The sequence below is a fragment of the Burkholderia sp. AU16741 genome (genome assembly GCF_002223345.1).
GTDB lineage: Bacteria > Pseudomonadota > Gammaproteobacteria > Burkholderiales > Burkholderiaceae > Burkholderia > Burkholderia sola.
On record NZ_NKEZ01000007.1, the window covers coordinates 594,747 to 613,971 of the forward strand.

General features: G+C 68.8%; 15 protein-coding genes and 1 pseudogene. 12 read left to right on the forward strand and 4 right to left on the reverse strand.

Features of this window, described 5'->3' with window-relative positions; genetic code table 11:
- The first annotated feature begins 297 nt into the window (after positions 1-297).
- The 10 genes from CFB89_RS19545 to CFB89_RS19590 all read left to right on the forward strand — a co-directional run bounded on the left by CFB89_RS19545 (position 298) and on the right by CFB89_RS19590 (position 13,115).
- Positions 298-1,671, forward strand: a complete 1,374-nt coding sequence (locus CFB89_RS19545; protein ID WP_089469447.1) for an undecaprenyl-phosphate glucose phosphotransferase — start codon at positions 298-300, stop codon at positions 1,669-1,671.
- A gap of 74 nt (positions 1,672-1,745) precedes the next feature.
- Positions 1,746-3,158: a UDP-glucose/GDP-mannose dehydrogenase family protein gene (locus tag CFB89_RS19550; RefSeq protein ID WP_089469280.1), complete on the forward strand. Its 1,413-nt coding sequence runs from the start codon at positions 1,746-1,748 to the stop codon at positions 3,156-3,158.
- A 30-nt stretch (positions 3,159-3,188) separates the two neighbouring features.
- Positions 3,189-3,632 (forward strand): low molecular weight protein-tyrosine-phosphatase, encoded by a 444-nt coding sequence (locus CFB89_RS19555; protein WP_006482944.1) that lies wholly within the window; start codon positions 3,189-3,191, stop codon positions 3,630-3,632.
- Positions 3,626-4,804, forward strand: a complete 1,179-nt coding sequence (locus CFB89_RS19560; RefSeq protein ID WP_089469281.1) for a polysaccharide biosynthesis/export family protein — start codon at positions 3,626-3,628, stop codon at positions 4,802-4,804. Before CFB89_RS19555 ends, CFB89_RS19560 begins: the two co-directional genes overlap by 7 nt.
- 50 nt (positions 4,805-4,854) lie before the next feature.
- Positions 4,855-7,080 carry a polysaccharide biosynthesis tyrosine autokinase gene (locus CFB89_RS19565; RefSeq protein WP_089469282.1) on the forward strand — a complete coding sequence of 742 codons (2,226 nt, stop codon included), beginning with the start codon at positions 4,855-4,857 and terminating at the stop codon, positions 7,078-7,080.
- A gap of 62 nt (positions 7,081-7,142) precedes the next feature.
- Positions 7,143-8,102 (forward strand): glycosyltransferase family 2 protein, encoded by a 960-nt coding sequence (locus CFB89_RS19570; protein WP_089469283.1) that lies wholly within the window; start codon positions 7,143-7,145, stop codon positions 8,100-8,102.
- 43 nt (positions 8,103-8,145) lie between these two features.
- Positions 8,146-9,291, forward strand: coding sequence for a glycosyltransferase family 4 protein (locus tag CFB89_RS19575; protein WP_089469284.1), 1,146 nt, complete (start codon positions 8,146-8,148; stop codon positions 9,289-9,291).
- Between the two features lie 10 nt (positions 9,292-9,301).
- Entirely contained in the window at positions 9,302-10,768 is a 1,467-nt protein-coding gene (locus CFB89_RS19580; protein WP_089469285.1) for an O-antigen ligase, read from the forward strand.
- On the forward strand, positions 10,765-11,949 hold the full coding sequence (locus CFB89_RS19585; RefSeq protein WP_089469286.1) for a glycosyltransferase family 4 protein: 1,185 nt from the start codon (positions 10,765-10,767) through the stop codon (positions 11,947-11,949). The genes CFB89_RS19580 and CFB89_RS19585 overlap by 4 nt, the downstream gene beginning before the upstream one ends.
- Positions 11,949-13,115, forward strand: a complete 1,167-nt coding sequence (locus CFB89_RS19590) for a glycosyltransferase family 4 protein (RefSeq protein WP_089469448.1) — start codon at positions 11,949-11,951, stop codon at positions 13,113-13,115. Before CFB89_RS19585 ends, CFB89_RS19590 begins: the two co-directional genes overlap by 1 nt.
- Before the next feature lie 150 nt (positions 13,116-13,265).
- Here the strand turns inward: CFB89_RS19590 and CFB89_RS19595 are convergent, their stop codons facing one another.
- Entirely contained in the window at positions 13,266-14,501 is a 1,236-nt protein-coding gene (locus CFB89_RS19595) for an MFS transporter (protein WP_089469287.1), read from the reverse strand.
- Between the two features lie 153 nt (positions 14,502-14,654).
- Between CFB89_RS19595 and CFB89_RS19600 the strand changes: the two genes are divergently transcribed.
- A complete protein-coding gene (locus CFB89_RS19600; RefSeq protein WP_179233481.1) occupies positions 14,655-15,125 on the forward strand; it encodes a helix-turn-helix domain-containing protein in 471 nt (156 codons plus the stop codon).
- A 68-nt stretch (positions 15,126-15,193) separates the two neighbouring features.
- Entirely contained in the window at positions 15,194-16,129 is a 936-nt protein-coding gene (locus tag CFB89_RS19605; RefSeq protein WP_089469289.1) for a hypothetical protein, read from the forward strand.
- Here CFB89_RS19605 and CFB89_RS19610 read toward each other — a convergent pair.
- The 3 genes and pseudogenes from CFB89_RS19610 to CFB89_RS19620 all read right to left on the reverse strand — a co-directional run bounded on the left by CFB89_RS19610 (position 16,029) and on the right by CFB89_RS19620 (position 18,834).
- A pseudogene (locus CFB89_RS19610) lies at positions 16,029-17,572 on the reverse strand (MFS transporter). The gene CFB89_RS19605 and the pseudogene CFB89_RS19610 sit on opposite strands and share 101 nt — an antisense overlap.
- Positions 17,573-17,692: 120 nt before the next feature.
- The gene (locus CFB89_RS19615) at positions 17,693-18,466 is read right to left on the reverse strand and encodes an AraC family transcriptional regulator (protein ID WP_089469290.1); all 774 of its coding nucleotides are present in this window, start codon (positions 18,464-18,466) and stop codon (positions 17,693-17,695) included.
- 26 nt (positions 18,467-18,492) lie between these two features.
- Positions 18,493-18,834, reverse strand: coding sequence for an FKBP-type peptidyl-prolyl cis-trans isomerase (locus CFB89_RS19620; protein ID WP_006479474.1), 342 nt, complete (start codon positions 18,832-18,834; stop codon positions 18,493-18,495).
- Between the last annotated feature and the right edge of the window lie 391 nt (positions 18,835-19,225).

Here is a 19,225-nt window from a genome sequence, read left to right on the forward strand (position 1 = left end):
ATAAAAAAATAAAAAATAATTCCGGTAATCGGCCTGTCATGCCCGCCCGCAAAGGGTGAGCGGGAAGCGAAAAGATCGAGAAAAAATCCCCGTTCCCGACCGATTCGGGAAAACCTGCCGATTTAATTAAAAAAGATCGCGGCAAGAATTTCCGATTATTTTTCGAAATACTTGTGCGCTTGAGGCGGAATTTTCTTGTCGCTTCAATAGCGTCATGCAACGTTTGAATCGAATGTGCGGCACGGGTCGCGCAAGGCGCTGTTCGGCAAACGCCTGTTCAAAGAAGAGGAAACAGACATGTTGAGCGTGCTGGCGAGAGTCATCGATATCGCGATGGTCGTGACGGGCGCGCTGATCGCGGCCGCGCTGCACGACGGCAGCATCGGGCTCAACGACCTGCAGCGCACGACGGTGCTGTTCGACTGCCTGCTGGTCGTCGTGTTCTTTCCGGCCGTCGGCATCTACCAGTCGTGGCGCGGCAAGCGTCTCGTCGGGCTGGTGGTGCGCGTGGCGTTCGCGTGGCTCGCGGTCGAGCTCGCGGGCATCCTGATGAGTTTCAGTTTTCACCAGTCGGGCGACCTGTCGCGGCTGTGGCTCGGCTACTGGGCGCTCGTGACGATGGCGCTGCTCGCCGGCTCGAAGGCCTGCGTGCACGTCGTGCTGCGGCAGTTGCGTCGCGGCGGCTACAACCTGAAGGCGGTCGCGATCGTCGGCGGCACGCCGGCGGCGCGGCGGCTGATCGCGCAGATGCGCGCGCGGCCGGAAGCCGGCTTCAACCCGGTGTGCGTGTACGACGAAAGCGAGGCGCCGGGCGAAGTCGCGCTCGACGACGTGCGCATCGAGCGGCAGTTCGAATCGCTGGTGTGGCTGGTGCGCAGCCGCGCGATCAGCGAGCTGTGGCTCACGCTGCCGATCACGGAGGAGCGCCGGATTCACCAGATCGTGACGGTGTTCCGCCACGACTTCGTGAACATCCGCTTCATCCCGGACGTGCGCACGCTGTCGTTCTTCAACCAGGAAGTGGTCGAGGTGCTCGGCGTGCCGGCGATCAACCTCGCGGCGTCGCCGATCACCGACGTGCGGATCCTGCCGAAGTTCGTGTTCGACCGGCTGTTCGCGCTGGCGGCGCTCACCGCGCTCGCGCCGGTAATGGTGCTGATCGCGGCGCTGATCAAGCTGACCTCGCGCGGGCCGGTGTTCTTTCGGCAGAAGCGCAAGGGCATCGACGGGCACGAGTTCGAGATCTACAAGTTTCGCTCGATGAAGGTGCACCAGGAAGTGGCCGGGCAGGTCACGCAGGCGACCAGGAACGACTCGCGCGTGACGCCGGTCGGCCGGTTCCTGCGCCGCACGAGCCTCGACGAGCTGCCGCAGTTCATCAACGTGCTGAAGGGCGAGATGTCGGTGGTGGGGCCGCGCCCGCATGCGCTCGCGCACGACGACATCTACAAGGATCTGGTCAAGGGCTACATGTTCCGCTACCGGATCAAGCCCGGCATCACCGGCTGGGCGCAGATCAACGGCTATCGCGGCGAGACCGACCAGATCGAGAAGATGATGGGCCGCGTGAAGCTCGACCTGTACTACATGCAGAACTGGTCGTTCTGGCTCGACATCAAGATCGTCGTGCTGACGCTGTGGAAAGGCTTCACCGGCAGCAACGCGTACTGACACCGACGCGCCGGGTCGCGCAGGCATTCCGGTTTTCCGAATTTCGAATCATTGGTCAAGGGGTCCGACACATCATGAATCTGACTATCATCGGCAGCGGTTACGTAGGGCTTGTCACCGGCGCCTGTCTCGCCGACATCGGGCACGACGTGTTCTGTCTCGACGTCGACCAGGCAAAGATCGACATCCTGAACGACGGCGGCGTGCCGATCCACGAGCCGGGCCTGAAGGAAGTAATCGCGCGCAACCGCTCGGCCGGCCGCCTGCGCTTCTCGACCGACATCGAGGCCGCGGTCGCGCACGGCGACGTGCAGTTCATCGCGGTCGGCACGCCGCCCGACGAGGACGGCTCGGCCGATCTGCAATACGTGCTCGCGGCGGCGCGCAACATCGGCCGCTACATGACCGGCTTCAAGGTGATCGTCGACAAGTCGACGGTGCCGGTCGGCACGGCCGAGCGCGTGCGCGCGGCGGTCGCCGAGGAGCTCGCGAAGCGCGGCGGCGACCAGATGTTCTCGGTCGTGTCGAATCCGGAATTCCTGAAGGAAGGCGCGGCCGTCGACGATTTCACGCGGCCGGACCGCATCGTGATCGGCTGCGACGACGACGTGCCGGGCGAGCGTGCCCGCGAGCTGATGAAGAAGCTCTACGCGCCGTTCAACCGCAATCACGAACGCACGCTGTACATGGACGTGCGCTCGGCCGAGTTCACGAAATACGCGGCGAACGCGATGCTCGCGACGCGCATCTCGTTCATGAACGAACTGGCGAACCTCGCCGACCGCTTCGGCGCGGACATCGAGGCCGTGCGCCGCGGGATCGGCTCCGATCCGCGCATCGGCTATCACTTCCTGTACGCCGGTTGCGGCTACGGCGGCTCGTGCTTCCCGAAGGACGTCGAGGCGCTGATCCGCACGGCCGACGAGCACGGCCAGTCGCTGCAGATCCTGAAGGCCGTGTCGTCGGTCAACGCGACGCAAAAGCGCGTGCTCGCCGAGAAGATCGTCGCGCGCTTCGGCGAGGACCTGAGCGGCCGCACGTTCGCGCTGTGGGGCCTCGCGTTCAAGCCGAACACCGACGACATGCGTGAAGCGCCGAGCCGCGAGCTGATCGCCGAGCTGCTGTCGCGCGGCGCGCGCGTCGCCGCGTACGACCCGGTCGCGCAGCAGGAAGCGCGCCGCGTGATCGCGCTCGATCTCGCCGATCACCCGAGCTGGCTCGAGCGTCTCTCCTTCGTCGACGACGAGGCGCAGGCCGCGCGCGACGCCGACGCGCTCGTGATCGTCACCGAATGGAAGGCGTTCAAGAGCCCCGACTTCGTCGCGCTCGGCCGGCTGTGGAAGGCGCCCGTGATCTTCGACGGCCGCAACCTGTACGAGCCGGAGACGATGAGCGAGCAGGGCATCGAGTACCACCCGATCGGCCGGCCGGGCTCGCGCCAGGCCGTCGCCGCGCGCGTGCCGGGCGCCGCGCGCGCCAGCGCGTAACTCGTTTTTCGTCACTCGTTGCGAGACGCCATGTTCCGGAACATCCTGATCGTCTGTCACGCGAACGTCTGCCGCAGCCCGGCGGCGGAAATGCTGTTCAAGTCGCACGCCGCGTCGCGCGGCGGCCCGCGCCCGACGTTCCATTCGGCCGGCGTCCACGCGAACGACGGCGACGGCATCGATCCGGTGATGCGGCAACTGCTCGCCGAGCGGGGCGTCGATGCGACGACCCATCGCTCGCGGCGGCTGTCGCGCCGGATCGTGCGCGACGCCGACCTGATTCTCGTCAGCGAGCGTCGACAGATCGCGGCCGTCGAAGCGGTCGATCCGTTCGCGCGCGGCAAGGTTCACCTGCTCGGCAAGTGGGAAGGGGCCGAGATCGCGGACCCGCACGGCGGCCCCGAGGCCGACTACCGCGAGAGCTACTCACTGATCGAACGTCTGGTTCAAGGATGGCTACAGAAACTATGCTGAAACGCCCGATGCGCCCGGTGGCGCTTGCCGTCGCGCTGACGACTTTCCTGTCGGCCTGTGCAACCGCGCCCGGCAACTACCTCGACTCGTCGAACCTGAAGGACGAAGGCCGGCAGGAAGCGGCCGAAACCTATCCGGTTCATTACATCGACGCCAAAGTGGTGATGGACCAGCTGCAGAAAGCGCAGGTCGATCATCCGCTGCCGCCCGGGCGCTATACCGATCCGTCGCAGTACACGTATCGCGTCGGCCCGCAGGACATCCTCGGCGTCACCGTGTGGGACCACCCGGAGCTGACGACGCCGCAGGGCCAGTCGTTCTCGAGCGGCGGCAACACGACGCAATCGGTCGCGGGCGCGCTGCAGCAGCCGTATACGACCGCGCTGCCGGGCCAGGCCGATCCGTACGGCCAGACGGTCGCCGCCGACGGCACGATCTTCTTCCCGTTCGTCGGCCGCATTCGCGTGGCGGGCAAGACGGTCGCGCAGATTCGCGACGAGATGGCGTCCAGCCTCGCGCGCTACGTGAAGAACCCGCAGCTCGACGTGCGCGTGCTGTCGTTCCGCAGCCAGAAGGTGCAGGTGACGGGCGAGGTGAAGCAGCCGGGCCCGCTCGCGGTGAGCGACGTGCCGCTCACGCTCGTCGACGCGATCTCGCGCTCGGGCGGCTCGACCGCCGAGGCCGACCTGCAGCGCGTGCGCCTGACGCGCGACGGCAAGCTGTACACGCTCGACGCGAACGGCGTGCTCGATCGCGGCGAGGTGAAGCAGAACGTGATGCTGCAGCCGGGCGACATCGTCAACGTGCCGGATCGCAGCGACAGCCGCGTGTTCATCATGGGCGAGGTCAAGACGCCGGTCACGGTGCCGATGCTCAAGGGCAAGCTGACCATCGCCGACGCGCTGACCGCGGGCGGCGGGATTCTCGACACCGATGCGAACCCGCGCAAGATCTACGTGATGCGCGGGATGCGCGACAACCCGACGAAGCCTGAAGTGTTCCGTCTCGACATGACGCAGCCCGATGCGCTGATGCTGTCGAGCCGCTTCCCGCTTCAGCCGCTCGACGTCGTCTACGTCAGCACGGCCAGCTCGGTGCAGTTCAACCGCGTGCTGCAGCAGGTGCTGCCGACGATCCAGACGATCTTCTACATGCGGCAGATCACGCGCTGATAGCCCGCCGGGGCGGCGCCCGCCCCCCGGCACCACTCAAGCGGGAACGAATGGTGAACACGCAAGCGAAACACTCCTACGCGGACCTGACCGCGAAGACCGAGGAAGAGGACGTCGTTCTCGGCCAGTTGCTCCAGGTCATCATGGACGACATCTGGCTGCTGCTCGGCATCGCGGTGACGGTCGTCGCGCTCGCCGGCCTCTACTGCTTCATCGCGAAGCCGGTCTACCAGGCGGACGTGCACGTGCGGATCGAGGGCAACGACAACACGTCGCAGGCGCTCACGCAGACGCAGACGGGCGCGTCGATCAACAGCGGCCCGCAGCAGGCGCCGACCGATGCCGAAATCGAGATCATCAAGAGCCGCGGCGTCGTCACGCCGGTCGTCGAGCAGTTCAAGCTGAACTTCTCGGTCGCACCGAAGACGCTGCCGCTGATCGGCAGCCTCGCCGCGCGCCTCGCGACGCCGGGCGTGCCGTCGCGGCCGTGGCTCGGGCTGAAGTCGTATGCGTGGGGCGGCGAAGTCGCGGACGTCGATTCGATCAGCGTCGTGCCGGCGCTCGAAGGCAAGAAGCTCACGCTGACGGCCGGCCCGAACGGCACCTATTCGCTGGTCGACGAGAACGGCACGCGGCTGCTGGCCGGCCGCGTGGGCGAAGCGGCGCAGGGCGGCGGCGTGACGCTGATCGTGAGCAAGCTCGTCGCGCGCCCCGGCACGCAATTCACGGTGGTGCGCTACAACGATCTCGACGCGATCAGCGGCTTCCAGGCCGGCATCCAGGTGAGCGAGCAGGGCAAGCAGACGGGCGTCGTGCAGATCTCGCTCGAAGGCAAGGACCCGGACCAGACCGCCGCGATCGCGAACGCGCTCGCGCAGTCGTACCTGAACCAGCACGTGATCGCGAAGCAGGCCGAAGCGACCAAGATGCTCGACTTCCTGAAGGGCGAGGAGCCGCGCCTGAAGGCCGACCTCGAACGCGCGGAAGCCGCGCTGACGCAATACCAGCGCACGTCGGGCTCGATCAACGCGAGCGACGAGGCGAAGGTCTACCTCGAAGGCAGCGTGCAGTACGAACAGCAGATCGCCGCGCAGCGGCTGCAGCTCGCGTCGCTCGCGCAGCGCTTCACCGATTCGCATCCGATGGTGATCGCCGCGAAGCAGCAGCTCGCGGAATTGGAGGGCGAGAAGGAGAAGTTCAGCAACCGTTTCCGCAGCCTGCCGGCGACCGAGGTGAAGGCCGTCCAGCTCCAGCGCGACGCGAAGGTCGCCGAGGACATCTACGTGCTGCTGCTGAACCGCGTGCAGGAGCTGTCGGTGCAGAAGGCCGGCACGGGCGGCAACATCCATCTCATCGATTCGGCGCTGCGTCCGGGCGCGCCGGTCAAGCCGAAGAAGGTGCTGATCCTGTCGGCCGCCGTGTTCCTCGGGCTGATCCTCGGCACGGGCGTCGTGTTCCTGCGTCGCAACCTGTTCCAGGGCATCGAGGATCCGGACCGCATCGAGCGCGCGTTCAACCTGCCGCTGTACGGGCTGGTGCCGCTCAGCGCCGAGCAGGTGAAGCTCGACGCGGCCGCGGAGAAGGGCGGCAGCCGTGCGCGGCCGATCCTCGCGAGCCTGCGTCCGAAGGACCTGAGCGTCGAAAGCATGCGCAGCCTGCGCACCGCGATGCAGTTCGCGATGATGGACGCGAAGAACCGCGTGATCGTGCTGACCGGCCCGACCCCGGGCATCGGCAAGAGCTTTTTGACGGTGAACCTCGCGGTGCTGCTCGCGCATTCGGGCAAGCGCGTGCTGCTGATCGACGCCGACATGCGCCGCGGGATGCTCGACCGCTACTTCGGCCTGACGGTGCAGCCGGGCCTGTCCGAGCTGCTGAGCGATCAGTCGCCGCTCGAGGACGCCGTGCGCGAGACGCCGGTGCAGGGCCTGTCGTTCATCGCGGCCGGCACGCGCCCGCCGAACCCGTCGGAGCTGCTGATGTCGGCGCGCCTGCCGCAATACCTCGAAGGGCTCGGCAAGCGCTACGACGTCGTGCTGATCGATTCGCCGCCGGTGCTGGCGGTGACCGATGCGACGATCATCGGCCGCATGGCCGGCTCGACGTTCCTCGTGCTGCGCTCGGGCATGCATACCGAAGGCGAGATCGCCGATGCGATCAAGCGCCTGCGCACCGCAGGGGTCGATCTGGAAGGCGGGATCTTCAATGGCGTACCGCCGAAGGCGCGCGGCTACGGCCGCGGCTATGCGGCCGTGCACGAATACCTGAGCGCCTGATCGCATTTCACGACACCGGGCCGGCGCGAGCGGCGCCTGCCCGGCCGACTGGAGAATCCTTGATGAAAATTTCCGTGCTCGTTCCGACCTATCGGCGTCCCGCCGACCTCGCGCGCTGCCTGCTGGCGCTGCAGCGGCAGCAGCGGCTGCCCGACGAGGTGATCGTCGTCGCGCGCCCGGAGGACGACGCCACGCACGAACGGCTCGCCGATCCGGCGGTCGGCGGCGCGCTGCCGCTGCGCATCGTGCCGGTGGAGGTGGCGGGGCAGGTCGCCGCGCTGAACAAGGGGCTCGACTCGGTGAACGGCGACATCGTCGCGATCACCGACGACGATGCGGCGCCGCACCCCGACTGGCTCGCGCGCATCGAAGCCGCGTTCCTGTCCGACCCGCGCGTGGGCGCGGTCGGCGGGCGCGACTGGGTGCACGAGAAGGGCCGCCTGCTCGACGAATCGCGTGAGCGCGTCGGCCAGCTGACGCTGTCGGGCAAGATCATCGGCAATCATCACCTCGGCGTCGGCGGCGCGCGCGCGGTCGACATGCTGAAAGGCGCGAACATGAGCTACCGCCGCGCGGCGATCGAACGGCTGCGTTTCGACACGCGGCTGCGCGGCGCCGGCGCGCAGGTGCACAACGACATGGCGTTCAGCATGGAAGTGCAGCGCGCGGGCTGGACGCTGCTGTACGACCCGGCGATCGCGGTCGATCATTTCCCGGCCGAGCGCTTCGACGACGACCGGCGCGATGCGGCGTCGCTGAACGCGATCAGCAACGGCGCGTACAACCTGCAACTGACGCTGCGCGAGCATCTGCCGCCGCTGCGGCGCGAGATCGCGTGGTGGTGGTGGACGCTCGTCGGCACGCGCGTCTATCCGGGCTTCGCGCACGTGCTGCTGGCGCTGCCGACCGCGCGGCGTGCCCGCGTGCTCGCGCACTGGCGCGCGGTGCGCCGCGGCGCGCGCGATGCGCGTCGCACCGACCTTGCCCCCCACCGTGCGGCGATGCCGCCGGTGACGTCTTGAACGGCCTGCGCGCGTCGCGCGCGGCCATGCCCGGAGGGCTCGCATGACCACGAAGGCTGCAACGAACGTTCACGTCCATTTGTTCTACGGCGCCGATCCGCGGACCTACCGGAAAGGCGACGACATCGGCTGCCTGTACGGCTATCACCACGCCGAATCCGACGAATTCCGGCTGACCTATTCGCAGGACGGCCGCGAGAACCGCGTCGTGAGCATCGCGCGCCGCGCGCTGAAGGCGGCGCTCGGCTTCGATGTCGTGCATGCGTGGCGCAATCGCGCGGCACTGCTCGCGACCGACGTGATCTGGACGCACACCGAGCAGGAGCATCTGGCGGCCGCGCTGGTCCTCAAGCTCGCCGGCGAGCAGGGCAAGCGCCCGCTGCTGCTCGCGCAGAGCGTGTGGCTGTTCGACAAGTGGGGCAGCTTCGGCGCCCCGCGCCGCTGGCTGTACCGCAAGCTGCTCGCGCGCGCCGACGCGCTGACCACGCTCGCTCGCGACAATGCCGACCTGTGCCGCCGCTATCTCGGGCGCGAGGCCGAGTTCGTCTATTACGGGCTGAACACGCAGGATTTCCCGCCGGTCGAGCCGAAGCAGTGGCAGCCGAACCGGCCGTTGCGGATCGCCGCGATCGGCAACGACCGCGACCGCGACTGGCGCACGTTCCTCGCCGCGTTCGGCGGCGACGAACGCTACGACGTGCGGCTCGCGACGCGCCGCCGCGTGCCGCGCGAATGGCACGCGCCGAACGTGAAGATCGGCCCGGCGTCGGGGCTCGCGAAGCAGCACGAGCTGTACGCGTGGGCCGACGTCATCGTCGTGCCGCTGCGGCCGAATTTCCACGCGTCGGGCATCACGGTGATGCTCGAGGCGGCGGCCGTCGGCAAGCCGATGATCGTGTCCGACGTGGGCGGCCTGAGCGACTACTTCCCGCACGATACGGCCGCGTATGTGCCGGCGTTCGACGCGCAGGCGATGCGCCAGGCCGCCGACCGCTTCGTCGCCGATCCGGCGGCGGCGCTCGACTGCGCGCGGGCGGCGGCTGCCTGCCTGCGCGAGCGCGACCTGACCACGCAGGCGTTTGCCGAGCAGCACATGCGGATAACGCGCGACATGCTGCGCCGGCGCCGCACGCCCGCGGCGGCCGGCGTCGCGATGCCGCTCGCCGATTCGCATCCTTCGTCGCAGTGAGCGCGGACCGATGAGTACGATTGCCGCCGAACGCGCGCCGTCGCGCGCCCGCAGCTGGTTCGCCGAGCCGAAGCACTGGGCCGGGCAGGCCGGGCTGTGGACGTTGACCGCCGCGCTGATCGCGATCCACCAGGGCAAGGTGCTGACGCTCGCGTTCCCGGTGCTGGCCATCGGGGTCGGCATCTGGCTGTATTTCAAGAGCCCGGCGCGCTATGTCGGCTTCATGTGGTGGGTGTGGTTCCTGAGCCCGGAAGTGCGGCGCCTGGCCGACTGGTCGAAGGGCGCGTTCACGCCGACGAGCCTGATCCAGGTCGCGCCGCTCGCGGTGACGATGATCGCCGGCCTGGGGCTCATCCGGCATTACCGCGTGCTCGCGCAGCGGCGCGGGATTCCGGTGCTGCTGATCCTGTTCGGGCTCGTGTATGCGTACCTCGTCGGGATCGTGTCGAGCGGCGTGATGGCCGCGACCTACGACCTCGCGAACTGGCTGTACCCGATCCTGATCGGCTTTCACGTCATGGTGAATGCGCGCGACTATCCGGAGTATCGCGACGTGCTGCTGTCCACCTTCATGTGGGGCATGCTCGTGATGGGCGTGTACGGCGTCGTGCAGTACTTCGTGATGCCGCAATGGGACGTGCTGTGGATGGTCGGCTCGCAGATGGGCTCGCAGGGCGAGCCGGTGCCGTACGGCGTGCGCGTGTTCAGCACGATGAATTCGTCCGGGCCGTTCGCGTTCGCGATGATGGGCGCGCTGGTGTTCGTGCTGGTCGCGCCGCAGAAGATCCGCTGGTTCGCGGGCGCGGCCGGTTTCGTGTCGTTCGCGCTGTGCCTCGTGCGCTCGACCTGGGGCGGCTGGGTGATCGCGCTCGCGATCCAGCTCGTCCAATCGAGCAACCGCGTGCGGATGCGGATCCTGATCAGCGGCGTCGTCCTGGTGGGGCTGTGCGTGCCGCTGCTGACCGTCGGGCCGGTGGCCGACCGGCTCGGCCAGCGCCTGCAGTCGATCACGAACCTGAAGGACGACCGCAGCTACGACGACCGCAACAAGTTCTACGCGACCTTCGCGCAGACGGCGTTCACCGACGTCGCCGGCGAAGGAATGGGCGCGACCGGCGCGTCCACCAAGCTGTCGAGCGACAGCGGCGAGCTCGGCAAGTACGGCAGCTTCGACAGCGGCGTGATGAACGTGCCGTTCGTGCTCGGCTGGCCCGGCACGCTGCTGTATCTCGCCGGCGTCGTGATGCTGTTCGGCCGCACGCTGCGCGCGGCGTTCAAGCTGCGCAAGGACAAGTTCGTCGGCGCCTGCCTGAGCCTGTGCCTGTCGACCTTCGCGATGCTCGTGTTCACGAACTCGCTGATCGGCACCGGCGGCCTGCTGATGTTCACGGCCATTTTTTCGATACTTGCCGCGGCGCACTGGCAGAAGGCGCAACGCCTGCTGGCCGCCGCGCGTTCACGGGGAGGCGACCATTGAGAATCGCGATCGTCACGCACGTCGTGCGACACAACGACGGGCAGGGCCGCGTCAATTACGAAATCGCGCGCGCGGCGCTGGCCGAAAACTACGAGGTCACGCTGGTCGCGTCGCATGTCGCGCCCGAGCTGCTGGCCGATCCGCGCGTGCGCTGGGTGCCGGTGAAGGTCGGCGGCTTCTGGCCGTCGAATCTCGTCAAGCAGCAGGTGTTCGCGCTGAAAAGCGCGGCGTGGCTGCGCGCGCACCGTAGCGAATACGACGTGCTGCACGTGAACGGCTTCATCTCGTGGATCAAGGCCGACGTGAATACCGCGCACTTCGTGCACGGCGGCTGGTTCAAGAGTCCGTACTATCCGTTCGGGCCCGCCAAGGGGCTGTGGTCGGCCTACCAGTACGTCTATACGCGCGTGAATACCGTGCTGGAGCGCTGGGCGTACAAGCGTTCGCGCGCGATCACCGCCGTGTCGCAGAAGGTGGCCGACGAGATCGCCGGGCTCGGCATCGACAGCCGCAAGATCAGCGTGATCTACAACGGCGTCGATACGAGCGCGTTCGCGGGCGCGCAGGCCGACCGCGCGGCGTTCAAGCTGCCGGCCGACGCGTTCCTGCTGCTGTTCGTCGGCGATCTGCGCACGCCGCGCAAGAACCTCGGCACCGTGCTGAAGGCGCTGACGAAGCTGCCCGCGAACGTGCATCTGGCGGTGGCGGGCTACTTGCCCGGCAGCCCGTATCCGGAAGAAGCGCGCGCGCTCGGCATCGATTCGCGCGTGCATTTCCTCGGGCTCGTGAAGAACATGCCGACGCTGATGCGCTCGGTCGACGCGTATGTCTTTCCGTCGCGCTACGAAGCGATGAGCCTGTCGTTGCTGGAGGCGATGGCGGCCGGCTTGCCGGTCGTCACCGCGCGCACGGCGGGCGGCGCGGAAATCATCACGCGCGAATGCGGGATCGTGCTGGAGGATCCGGACGATCCGGCCGCGCTCGCGCAGGCGATCGGCGCGCTCGCGGCGTCGCGCGACACCTGTCGCGCGATGGGCGACGCGGCCCGCGAACTGATGACCCGTTTCGGCTGGGCGCACATGGGCGCCCAGTACGTCGCGCTTTACCGGCGCATCGGCCAACCCTCGCAGCCGTCCGCTTTCGAGCGGGTCGAGCATGCAATCACGCAGGAGCAACCGTGATGTCCCACTCTTCCCGGCCGATCAAATCGTTGCAGATCGGCATGCACTGGTTCCCCGAACGCGCGGGCGGCCTCGACCGGATGTACTACTCGCTCGTCGGCGCGCTGCCCGGCGCGGGCGTCGAGGTGCGCGGGCTCGTCGCCGGCTCGCCGAAGGTCGCCGACGACACGGGCGGCGCGATCCAGGGCTTCGGGCCCGCGTCGCAGCCGCTCGCGCGCCGGATGCTCGCCGCGCGGCGCGCGCTGCGCGACGAGATCCGCAGCGAGCGGCCGGACGTGATTTCGTCGCACTTCGCGCTTTATACGTTCCCGGGCCTCGACGTGACGCGCGGGATTCCGCAGGTGTCGCACTTCCAGGGGCCGTGGGCCGACGAAAGCCAGGTCGAGGGCGCCGCGTCGCTCGGGCAGCGCGCGAAGCGCTATCTCGAACAGGCGGTCTATACGCGCTCGTCGCGGCTGATCGTGCTGTCGCAGGCGTTCGGCCAGATCCTGACGCACCGCTACGGGATCGATCCGTCGCGGGTGCGCGTGATTCCGGGCTGCGTCGATACCGCGCAGTTCGACACGCCGCTCACGCCCGCCGAGGCGCGGCACAAGCTGCAACTGCCGCAGGACCGGCCGATCGTGCTGGCCGTGCGCCGGCTCGTGCGGCGCATGGGGCTGGAGGACCTGATCGACGCGATCGGCCTCGTCAAGCGCCGTCACCCCGACGTGCTGCTGCTGATCGCCGGCAAGGGCAAGATCGGCGAGGAACTGCAGCAGCGTATCGACGAAGCCGAGCTGCAGGACAACGTGAAGCTGCTCGGCTTCGTACCCGACCATCATCTCGCGGCGCTGTACCGCGCGGCGACGGTCAGCGTCGTGCCGACGGTCGCGCTCGAGGGCTTCGGGCTGATCACCGTCGAATCGCTGGCATCCGGCACGCCGGTGCTGGTCACGCCGGTCGGCGGGCTGCCGGAGGCGGTCGCCGGGTTGTCGAGCGATCTCGTGCTGCCGTCGACGGGTGCCGATGCGATCGCCGAAGGGCTCGGCGGTGCGCTGTCGGGCGCGATCGCGCTGCCCGACGAGGCCGCATGCAAGCGCTATGCGCGCGATCATTTCGACAACGCGGTGATCGCGCGACGCGTGGCCGGCGTGTACGAAGAGGCGATCCAGGCGGCGGGCTGACCGCCCGCGGCGCGCATCGCGCCGCTGAACCGCAGCGAACCGAAGCCGAACCGAAAACCCGACCGGCACACGTGCGCGGCCGGTTCGCGAGCCGGCCGCCCGTCTCGGGCGGGCCGGCTTTTCCCGTTCCATCCGCCCGGCCGGCGCGCATCATGCACGCCGCAGCGTCGCGGCCCACACGCCGAGCGCGGCCACACTGACTCCCGCACCGAGCACGCAGACACCCGTCCAGCCGGCGCGCGCATACGTCATCGTCGCCGCGAGCGCACCCAGCCCGCTGCCGATCGAATAGAACAGCATGTAGCAGCCGACCAGGCGCGCATGCGCGTCGGGCCGCGCGCCGAGAATCATGCTCTGGTTGACGACGTGCACGGCCTGTCCGCCGACGTCCAGCAGCACGATGCCGACGATCAGCAGCGCAATCGACGTATTGCCGAATGCGAGCGGCAGCCACGCGCAGGCAAGCAGCGCGAGTGCGGCGCCGGTCGTCGCTTCGCCGCGCCCGCGGTCCGAGAGCCGGCCCGCGCGGGCGGCGGCGGCCGCACCCAGCGCGCCGACGAGGCCGAACGCGCCGATCTGCGTGTGCGACATCGCATGCGGCGGCGCGCTCAGCGGCAGCACGAGCGCGCTCCAGAAGATGCTGAACGCCGCGAACATCAGCAGCGCGATCGCGCCGCGCACGCGCAGCACGCGTTCATCGCGCAGCAGCGACACCATCGAGCGCAGCAGCGCCGCGTAACCGATGCGTTCGCGCGGTGCGTGCCGATCGGGCAACAGCCGCGACAGGACGACCAGCATCGCGATCGCGAGCGCACCCGATACGAGATAGACGGCCCGCCACCCGGCGATGTCGGTGACGACGCCCGCCACCGAGCGCGCGGCCAGCAGCCCGACCACGACGCCGCCCTGCGCGGCGCCCACCACGCGCCCGCGTTCGCCTGCGCCGGCGAGCGTGGCCGAGCATGCGATCAGCCCTTGCGTCATCGCGGTGCCGAGCAGTCCGACCGCGACCATTCCCGCCAGCAGCGCGACGCGTGTCGATGCGGCGGCCACGCCGATGCAGGCCGCGGTCAGCAGCAGAAGCTGCACGGCGATCAGGTGCTTGCGGTTCAGCAGGTCGCCGAGCGGCACGACGAACAGCAGCGCGAGCGCGCAGCCGAGTTGCGTCGCGGTGATGACGCCGCCGACGGCGGCCTGCGACACGCCGAAATCCCGCGCGATCGAATCGAGCAGCGGCTGCGCGTAGTAGACGTTCGCGACGCTCGCCGCGCAGCAGACGGCCAGCAGCGCGACGCGCGCCGACGACAGGCGGCCGCCGTCGGCCGGATGAATCGCATCGGTTCGCGCGTTCGATGCAACGGTGCCGGAACGACAGGACGACTCCATGGTGCCCTCATGTAATGTAGTTGCAATTTGAAACTTGTTCGGAGTGTAGGGAAACTGGTTTTAAAATGCAACCTGTTGAGTGGCGGGCGACGGGCTCGCGCACGGATGGCCGGCATCGCCGCGAAGGCGGCCGGCGCGATTGCGGAGAGGAAGATGGCCAGGCAGAAAAGTCTTGCGGAATCGCCGTGCCCGGTGGCGCGCGCGACCGATATCGTCGGCGATCGCTGGGCGTTGCTGATCGTGCGCGATGCGTTCGACGGCGTGCGCCGCTTCGGCGATTTCCGCGCGAGCCTCGGCGTCGCGAGCAACATCCTGTCCGACCGGCTGAAGAGGCTGGTGGACGCCGGCGTGTTCGACGTCGTGCCGGCCTCCGACGGCACCGCGTATCAGGAGTACGTGCTGACCAAGAAGGGCGAGGGGCTGTTTCCTGTCATCGTGATGTTGCGGCAATGGGGCGAGGCCAACCTGTTCGCGCGCGGCGAGCCGCATTCGGTGCTGGTCGACCGCGGCACGGGGCGCGCGATCCGCAAGCTCGCGCTGCGGCACGACGACGGCCGGCCTTTGAAGGCGGCCGATACGGTCGTCAGGAAACTCGACGACGAGGCCGGCGCGGCACGGCGGTGAGCGTCATGTGCGACGGTTGCGCCGTCGGATAGACTGTCGCGATCTTCGTCGTCCGGAACCGCATCGCCATGACGCATCCGCTGGATTCCGCCGGTTATCGGCGCTTGCTCGACCTGCAGCACCGCATCTACGACCATGGCGTGCGCGAGGGCGTCGAGGACGGGCGCGACCATGCGGATCCGGCGCAGCCGCTGTGGCTGACCGATTTCAATCATCTCGACGTCGCGCCGCTGCTGGGCGGGCTGCATGTCCGGTATTTCGGCGAGGCTTGGGGCGAACCGCTCGACTGGACGCTGGAATGTCTGGCGGAACCGGACGTGGCGAGCCTCGTGACCGATCTGGCATTCAGCGGCCCGGACGAAGGTGCGAACGGCACGCGCGAATGGGATTTCGGTCCGCTGCTCGATTCGGATGCGCGCTTTCCGATGCTGCGGTCGCTGTATGTGCGGCCGACTGAGCCGGCCGATCACAACATGTCGATGATCGTGCGCCGGGATCTGATCATGCAGGAGGGCGGCGAGATTGCCCGGTTCGTCGCGAAGGCGCCCTGTCTCACCGAGCTGACGGTGCCGAACGCGCCCGATGCGCGCTTCTTCGACGTGCCGTTGCCGCACCTGAACCGGTTGTGCATCGGTGGCGGTAGCGACACGCAGCAGTTCATCGATCGTCTTGCCGGCAGCGACAACCTGCCGTCGCTCGGCTGCCTCGACTTCTCCGAATCGACGGAATTGCATCTGGCGTGGAAGCACGAGCGCGGCGCCGGCAGCGTGACGTCGTTCGACGCATACGAGCGTCTGCTGAAGAGTCCGGCCGGCCAGCGGCTCCGCGCGTTGTATCTGAGAAATACCTGTCTCGATCTCGATGCGCTCGAAACGCTGCAGGCGCTGCATCCGCGGTTGCAGTTCATGGTGATTCAGGCCGGCAGCGGTGGGTACGTGAGCCACTTCCGGCGCAACGTTTTTCCGTGGCGTCACCTGATCCAGCCCGACCCCGGCGACGCGTGATCGCACGCCCTCGATCGTGCGCCGACGCTGCCTGGCGCGCACCCGGTGCGCCGCGGTGCGCATCGGTCCGCACGCGGGTCGCGAGCAGTGCGGCCGCGAGCAGTAGCGCCACCGACACGACGGTTTCGATCCGCAACCCGCTGACGACCTGCGATCCACCGCCGCCGCCGGCGAGCGCGCCGAACGCCGCGACACCGATCGCACCGCCGGCCTGCCGCGCGGTATTCAGCACCGCCGACGCGATGCCGGCCCGTTCGGGCGCGACCGATGCGAGCACGGCCGTCGTCATCGCGGGCACCGCGAACCCCATGCCCGACGGAATCAGCAGGAACGGCACGAGCAGCACGCCGAGCGGCGTCGCCGCGTCGACGAAATGCAGCGACCCGTAGCCGAGCGCGGCGACCAGCGCGCCGGCCAGCATCGGCACGCGCGGGCCGTATCGGGCGACGGCGCGTCCGCTCGCGAGATTCGACAGCAGGAAGCCGCCCGTGAGCGGCAGGAATGCGAGCCCGGCCTGCAACGCCGATTCGCCGCGCGCGCGTTGCAGATAGAGCGTGAGCACGAACACGGTGCCGTAGTACGTGAGGTTCACGCAGATCCCGAACAGCACGGCCGCGCTGAACGCGGGACGGCGGAACAACGATAGCGGCAGCATCGGCGCAGCCGTGCGCGATTCGACCGCGATGAACGCGAGCGCGGCCAGCGCCGCCAGCGCGAAGCCGCCTGCCACGACCGGATGCGCGAAGCCGAGCGGCCGCCATTCGATCACGGCGCCGGTCAGCGCGGTCAGCATCGCGATCGCGACGAACTGGCCGCGCAGGTCGAGCGAGCGGCCCGGCGCAGCCTGTTCGCGGCGCGCGGGCACCCACGCGAACGTGGCCGCGAGCCCTGCCGCACACAGCGGCAGGTTCACGAGGAAGATGCCGCGCCAGCCCCACGCGGCGATCAGCAGGCCGCCGACGACCGGGCCGGCCGCGATCGCGATCGACCCGGCCGTCGTCCACCCGCCGACCGCGCGGGCGCGCAGGCGCGGGTCGTGCCGGCACGCGTCGTTGAGCAGCGCGAGCGAATTCGGCAGCATGGCCGCGGCGCCGACGCCTTGCAGCGCGCGGGCCGCGATCAGCATCGCGGGCGCGACGGCGGCGCCGCACGCGAGCGACGCAAGCGCGCGAACAGCAGCAGCCCGGCGATGTACAGGCGGCGTGCGCCGAAACGGTCGCCGAGCGCGCCGCCCGACAGCATCAGCACCGCGAACGCGAGCGTGTACGCATCGACGACCCATTGCAGGCCGGCGACCGGCAGGTGCAGATCGGCGGCGAGATGCGCGAGCGCGATAGTGACGATCGTCACGTCGAGCTGCGTGACGACGAAACCGATGCTGACGGTGGCGACGACGCGCGCGAGCGGCGGCGGGAAAGCAGGGGACGGTGTGGTCGTATCCATGCGTCCATCGTAGGCGGCGACGGACAGGCGATGTTTCAGCGGGACGTGAAGCGTCGATACGCGTGCCGACGCGTGCTGCCTGCTACGTGCGTCGCTGCGTATTCGGCGAGGCCGATGCGTTCAGTGCCGTTCGCCGCGCCAGCGTCCCGGCGCCATGCCGAAGCGCTTCGTGAACGCATGCGTGAACGTGCTTTGATCGGCGAAGCCGACGCTGCCCGCGATGTCGACGAGCGAATGCCGGCCGTCGGCGAGCAGCACGATCGCGGCGTCGAGCCGCAGCCGCTGCAGGTAGCGATGCGGCGTTTCGCCGAACGCGTCGACGAACAGTTGATGAAACCGGCGCATCCCGTAGCCGCAGTGCGCGGCGAGATCGGCGATGCGCAGCGGATCGGCGAGCCGCGCGCGCAGCCAGCGGTCGATGCGCGCGAAATCGAGGCCCGACGCGGGCGCGGCGATGCCCGCATCGTCGAGCAGCGCGTCGCACAGGCGCGCGGCGGCCTGCCACTGGAAACGGTGCGCGGCGGCCTGCCGTGCGTCGCCGGCCGGCGCATCGTGCTGCGCGGCCGCCGCCGCGACCTGCGCGACGAGCGACGTGAGCGCCGGGTCGATCGACACGGCGCGCGCATGGTCGAACAGCCGCCGCGGTACCGCGAGCGACGCCGCGGGCAGGTCGATCACGAGCTGGCGATTGTCGCCGAGGCCCGCGTAGTCGTGGCGCGCGCCGGCCGGAATCAGCCAGGCCGCGTGCCGGTCGATGCGCCGGCCGATGCCGTCCACCGCCATCACCATCGCGCCATCGACGCCGAGCACGACCTGGTGGAAGTCGTGCACGTCCGACGCTTCGCACGTGGCGTAGCGGCGCAGCGCGATGGCCGGGGAGGCGAGGCGTTCCATCGGGAAGGAACCGGCGGGATGCGGGGTCAGACGTCGAGCAGTTCGACTTCGAACACGAGCGTCGCATTCGGCGGAATCACGCCGCCTGCGCCGCGCGGGCCGTAGCCGAGTTGCGGCGGGATCGTCAGGCGACGCACGCCGCCGACCTTCATGCCTTGCACGCCTTCGTCCCAGCCCTTGATGACCATGCCGCCGCCCAGCACGAACGCGAACGGGTCGTTACGATCCTTGCTCGAATCGAATTTCTGACCGTCGGTCAGCCAGCCCGTGTAGTGGACGCTGACGGTCTTGCCGGCTTGCGCTTCCGCGCCGGTCCCTTCGGTCAGGTCTTCGTACTTGAGGCCCGATTCGGTCGTGATGACGGACATGATTTCTCCTGAAAGAGCGTGACGTAAAACCGCTATTGTAGGCGAGCGCGCCGCGGGCCGGCGCGTGCGGATTTCGTGCCGCCGTACGCGTGTCGTCAAGCGGGGCGGAGCGTCGCGCGCGGGATCGCCCGAAATGCGATTGGAACGCGCGTTTGAATTTTTCGCGTGTCGCGGGGCCGAGGTTGCGCCGCGGCAGTGCGCCGCGCGTATGAATCGATGCGACCGGCACGCGTTGCCGCAGGCTGCACGACCGGCGCCGGAGCGGCGAAAGGCCCGCCACATGGGGCTTGCGGCCTGATGGCGGCGCGCTGCATCGGGCCTGGCAGCTCGCCCGTACGCGAGTTCGCGCGTTCGAATCGCGCCGGGTCCGGGCTCCGTTCGAGCGCCGTTT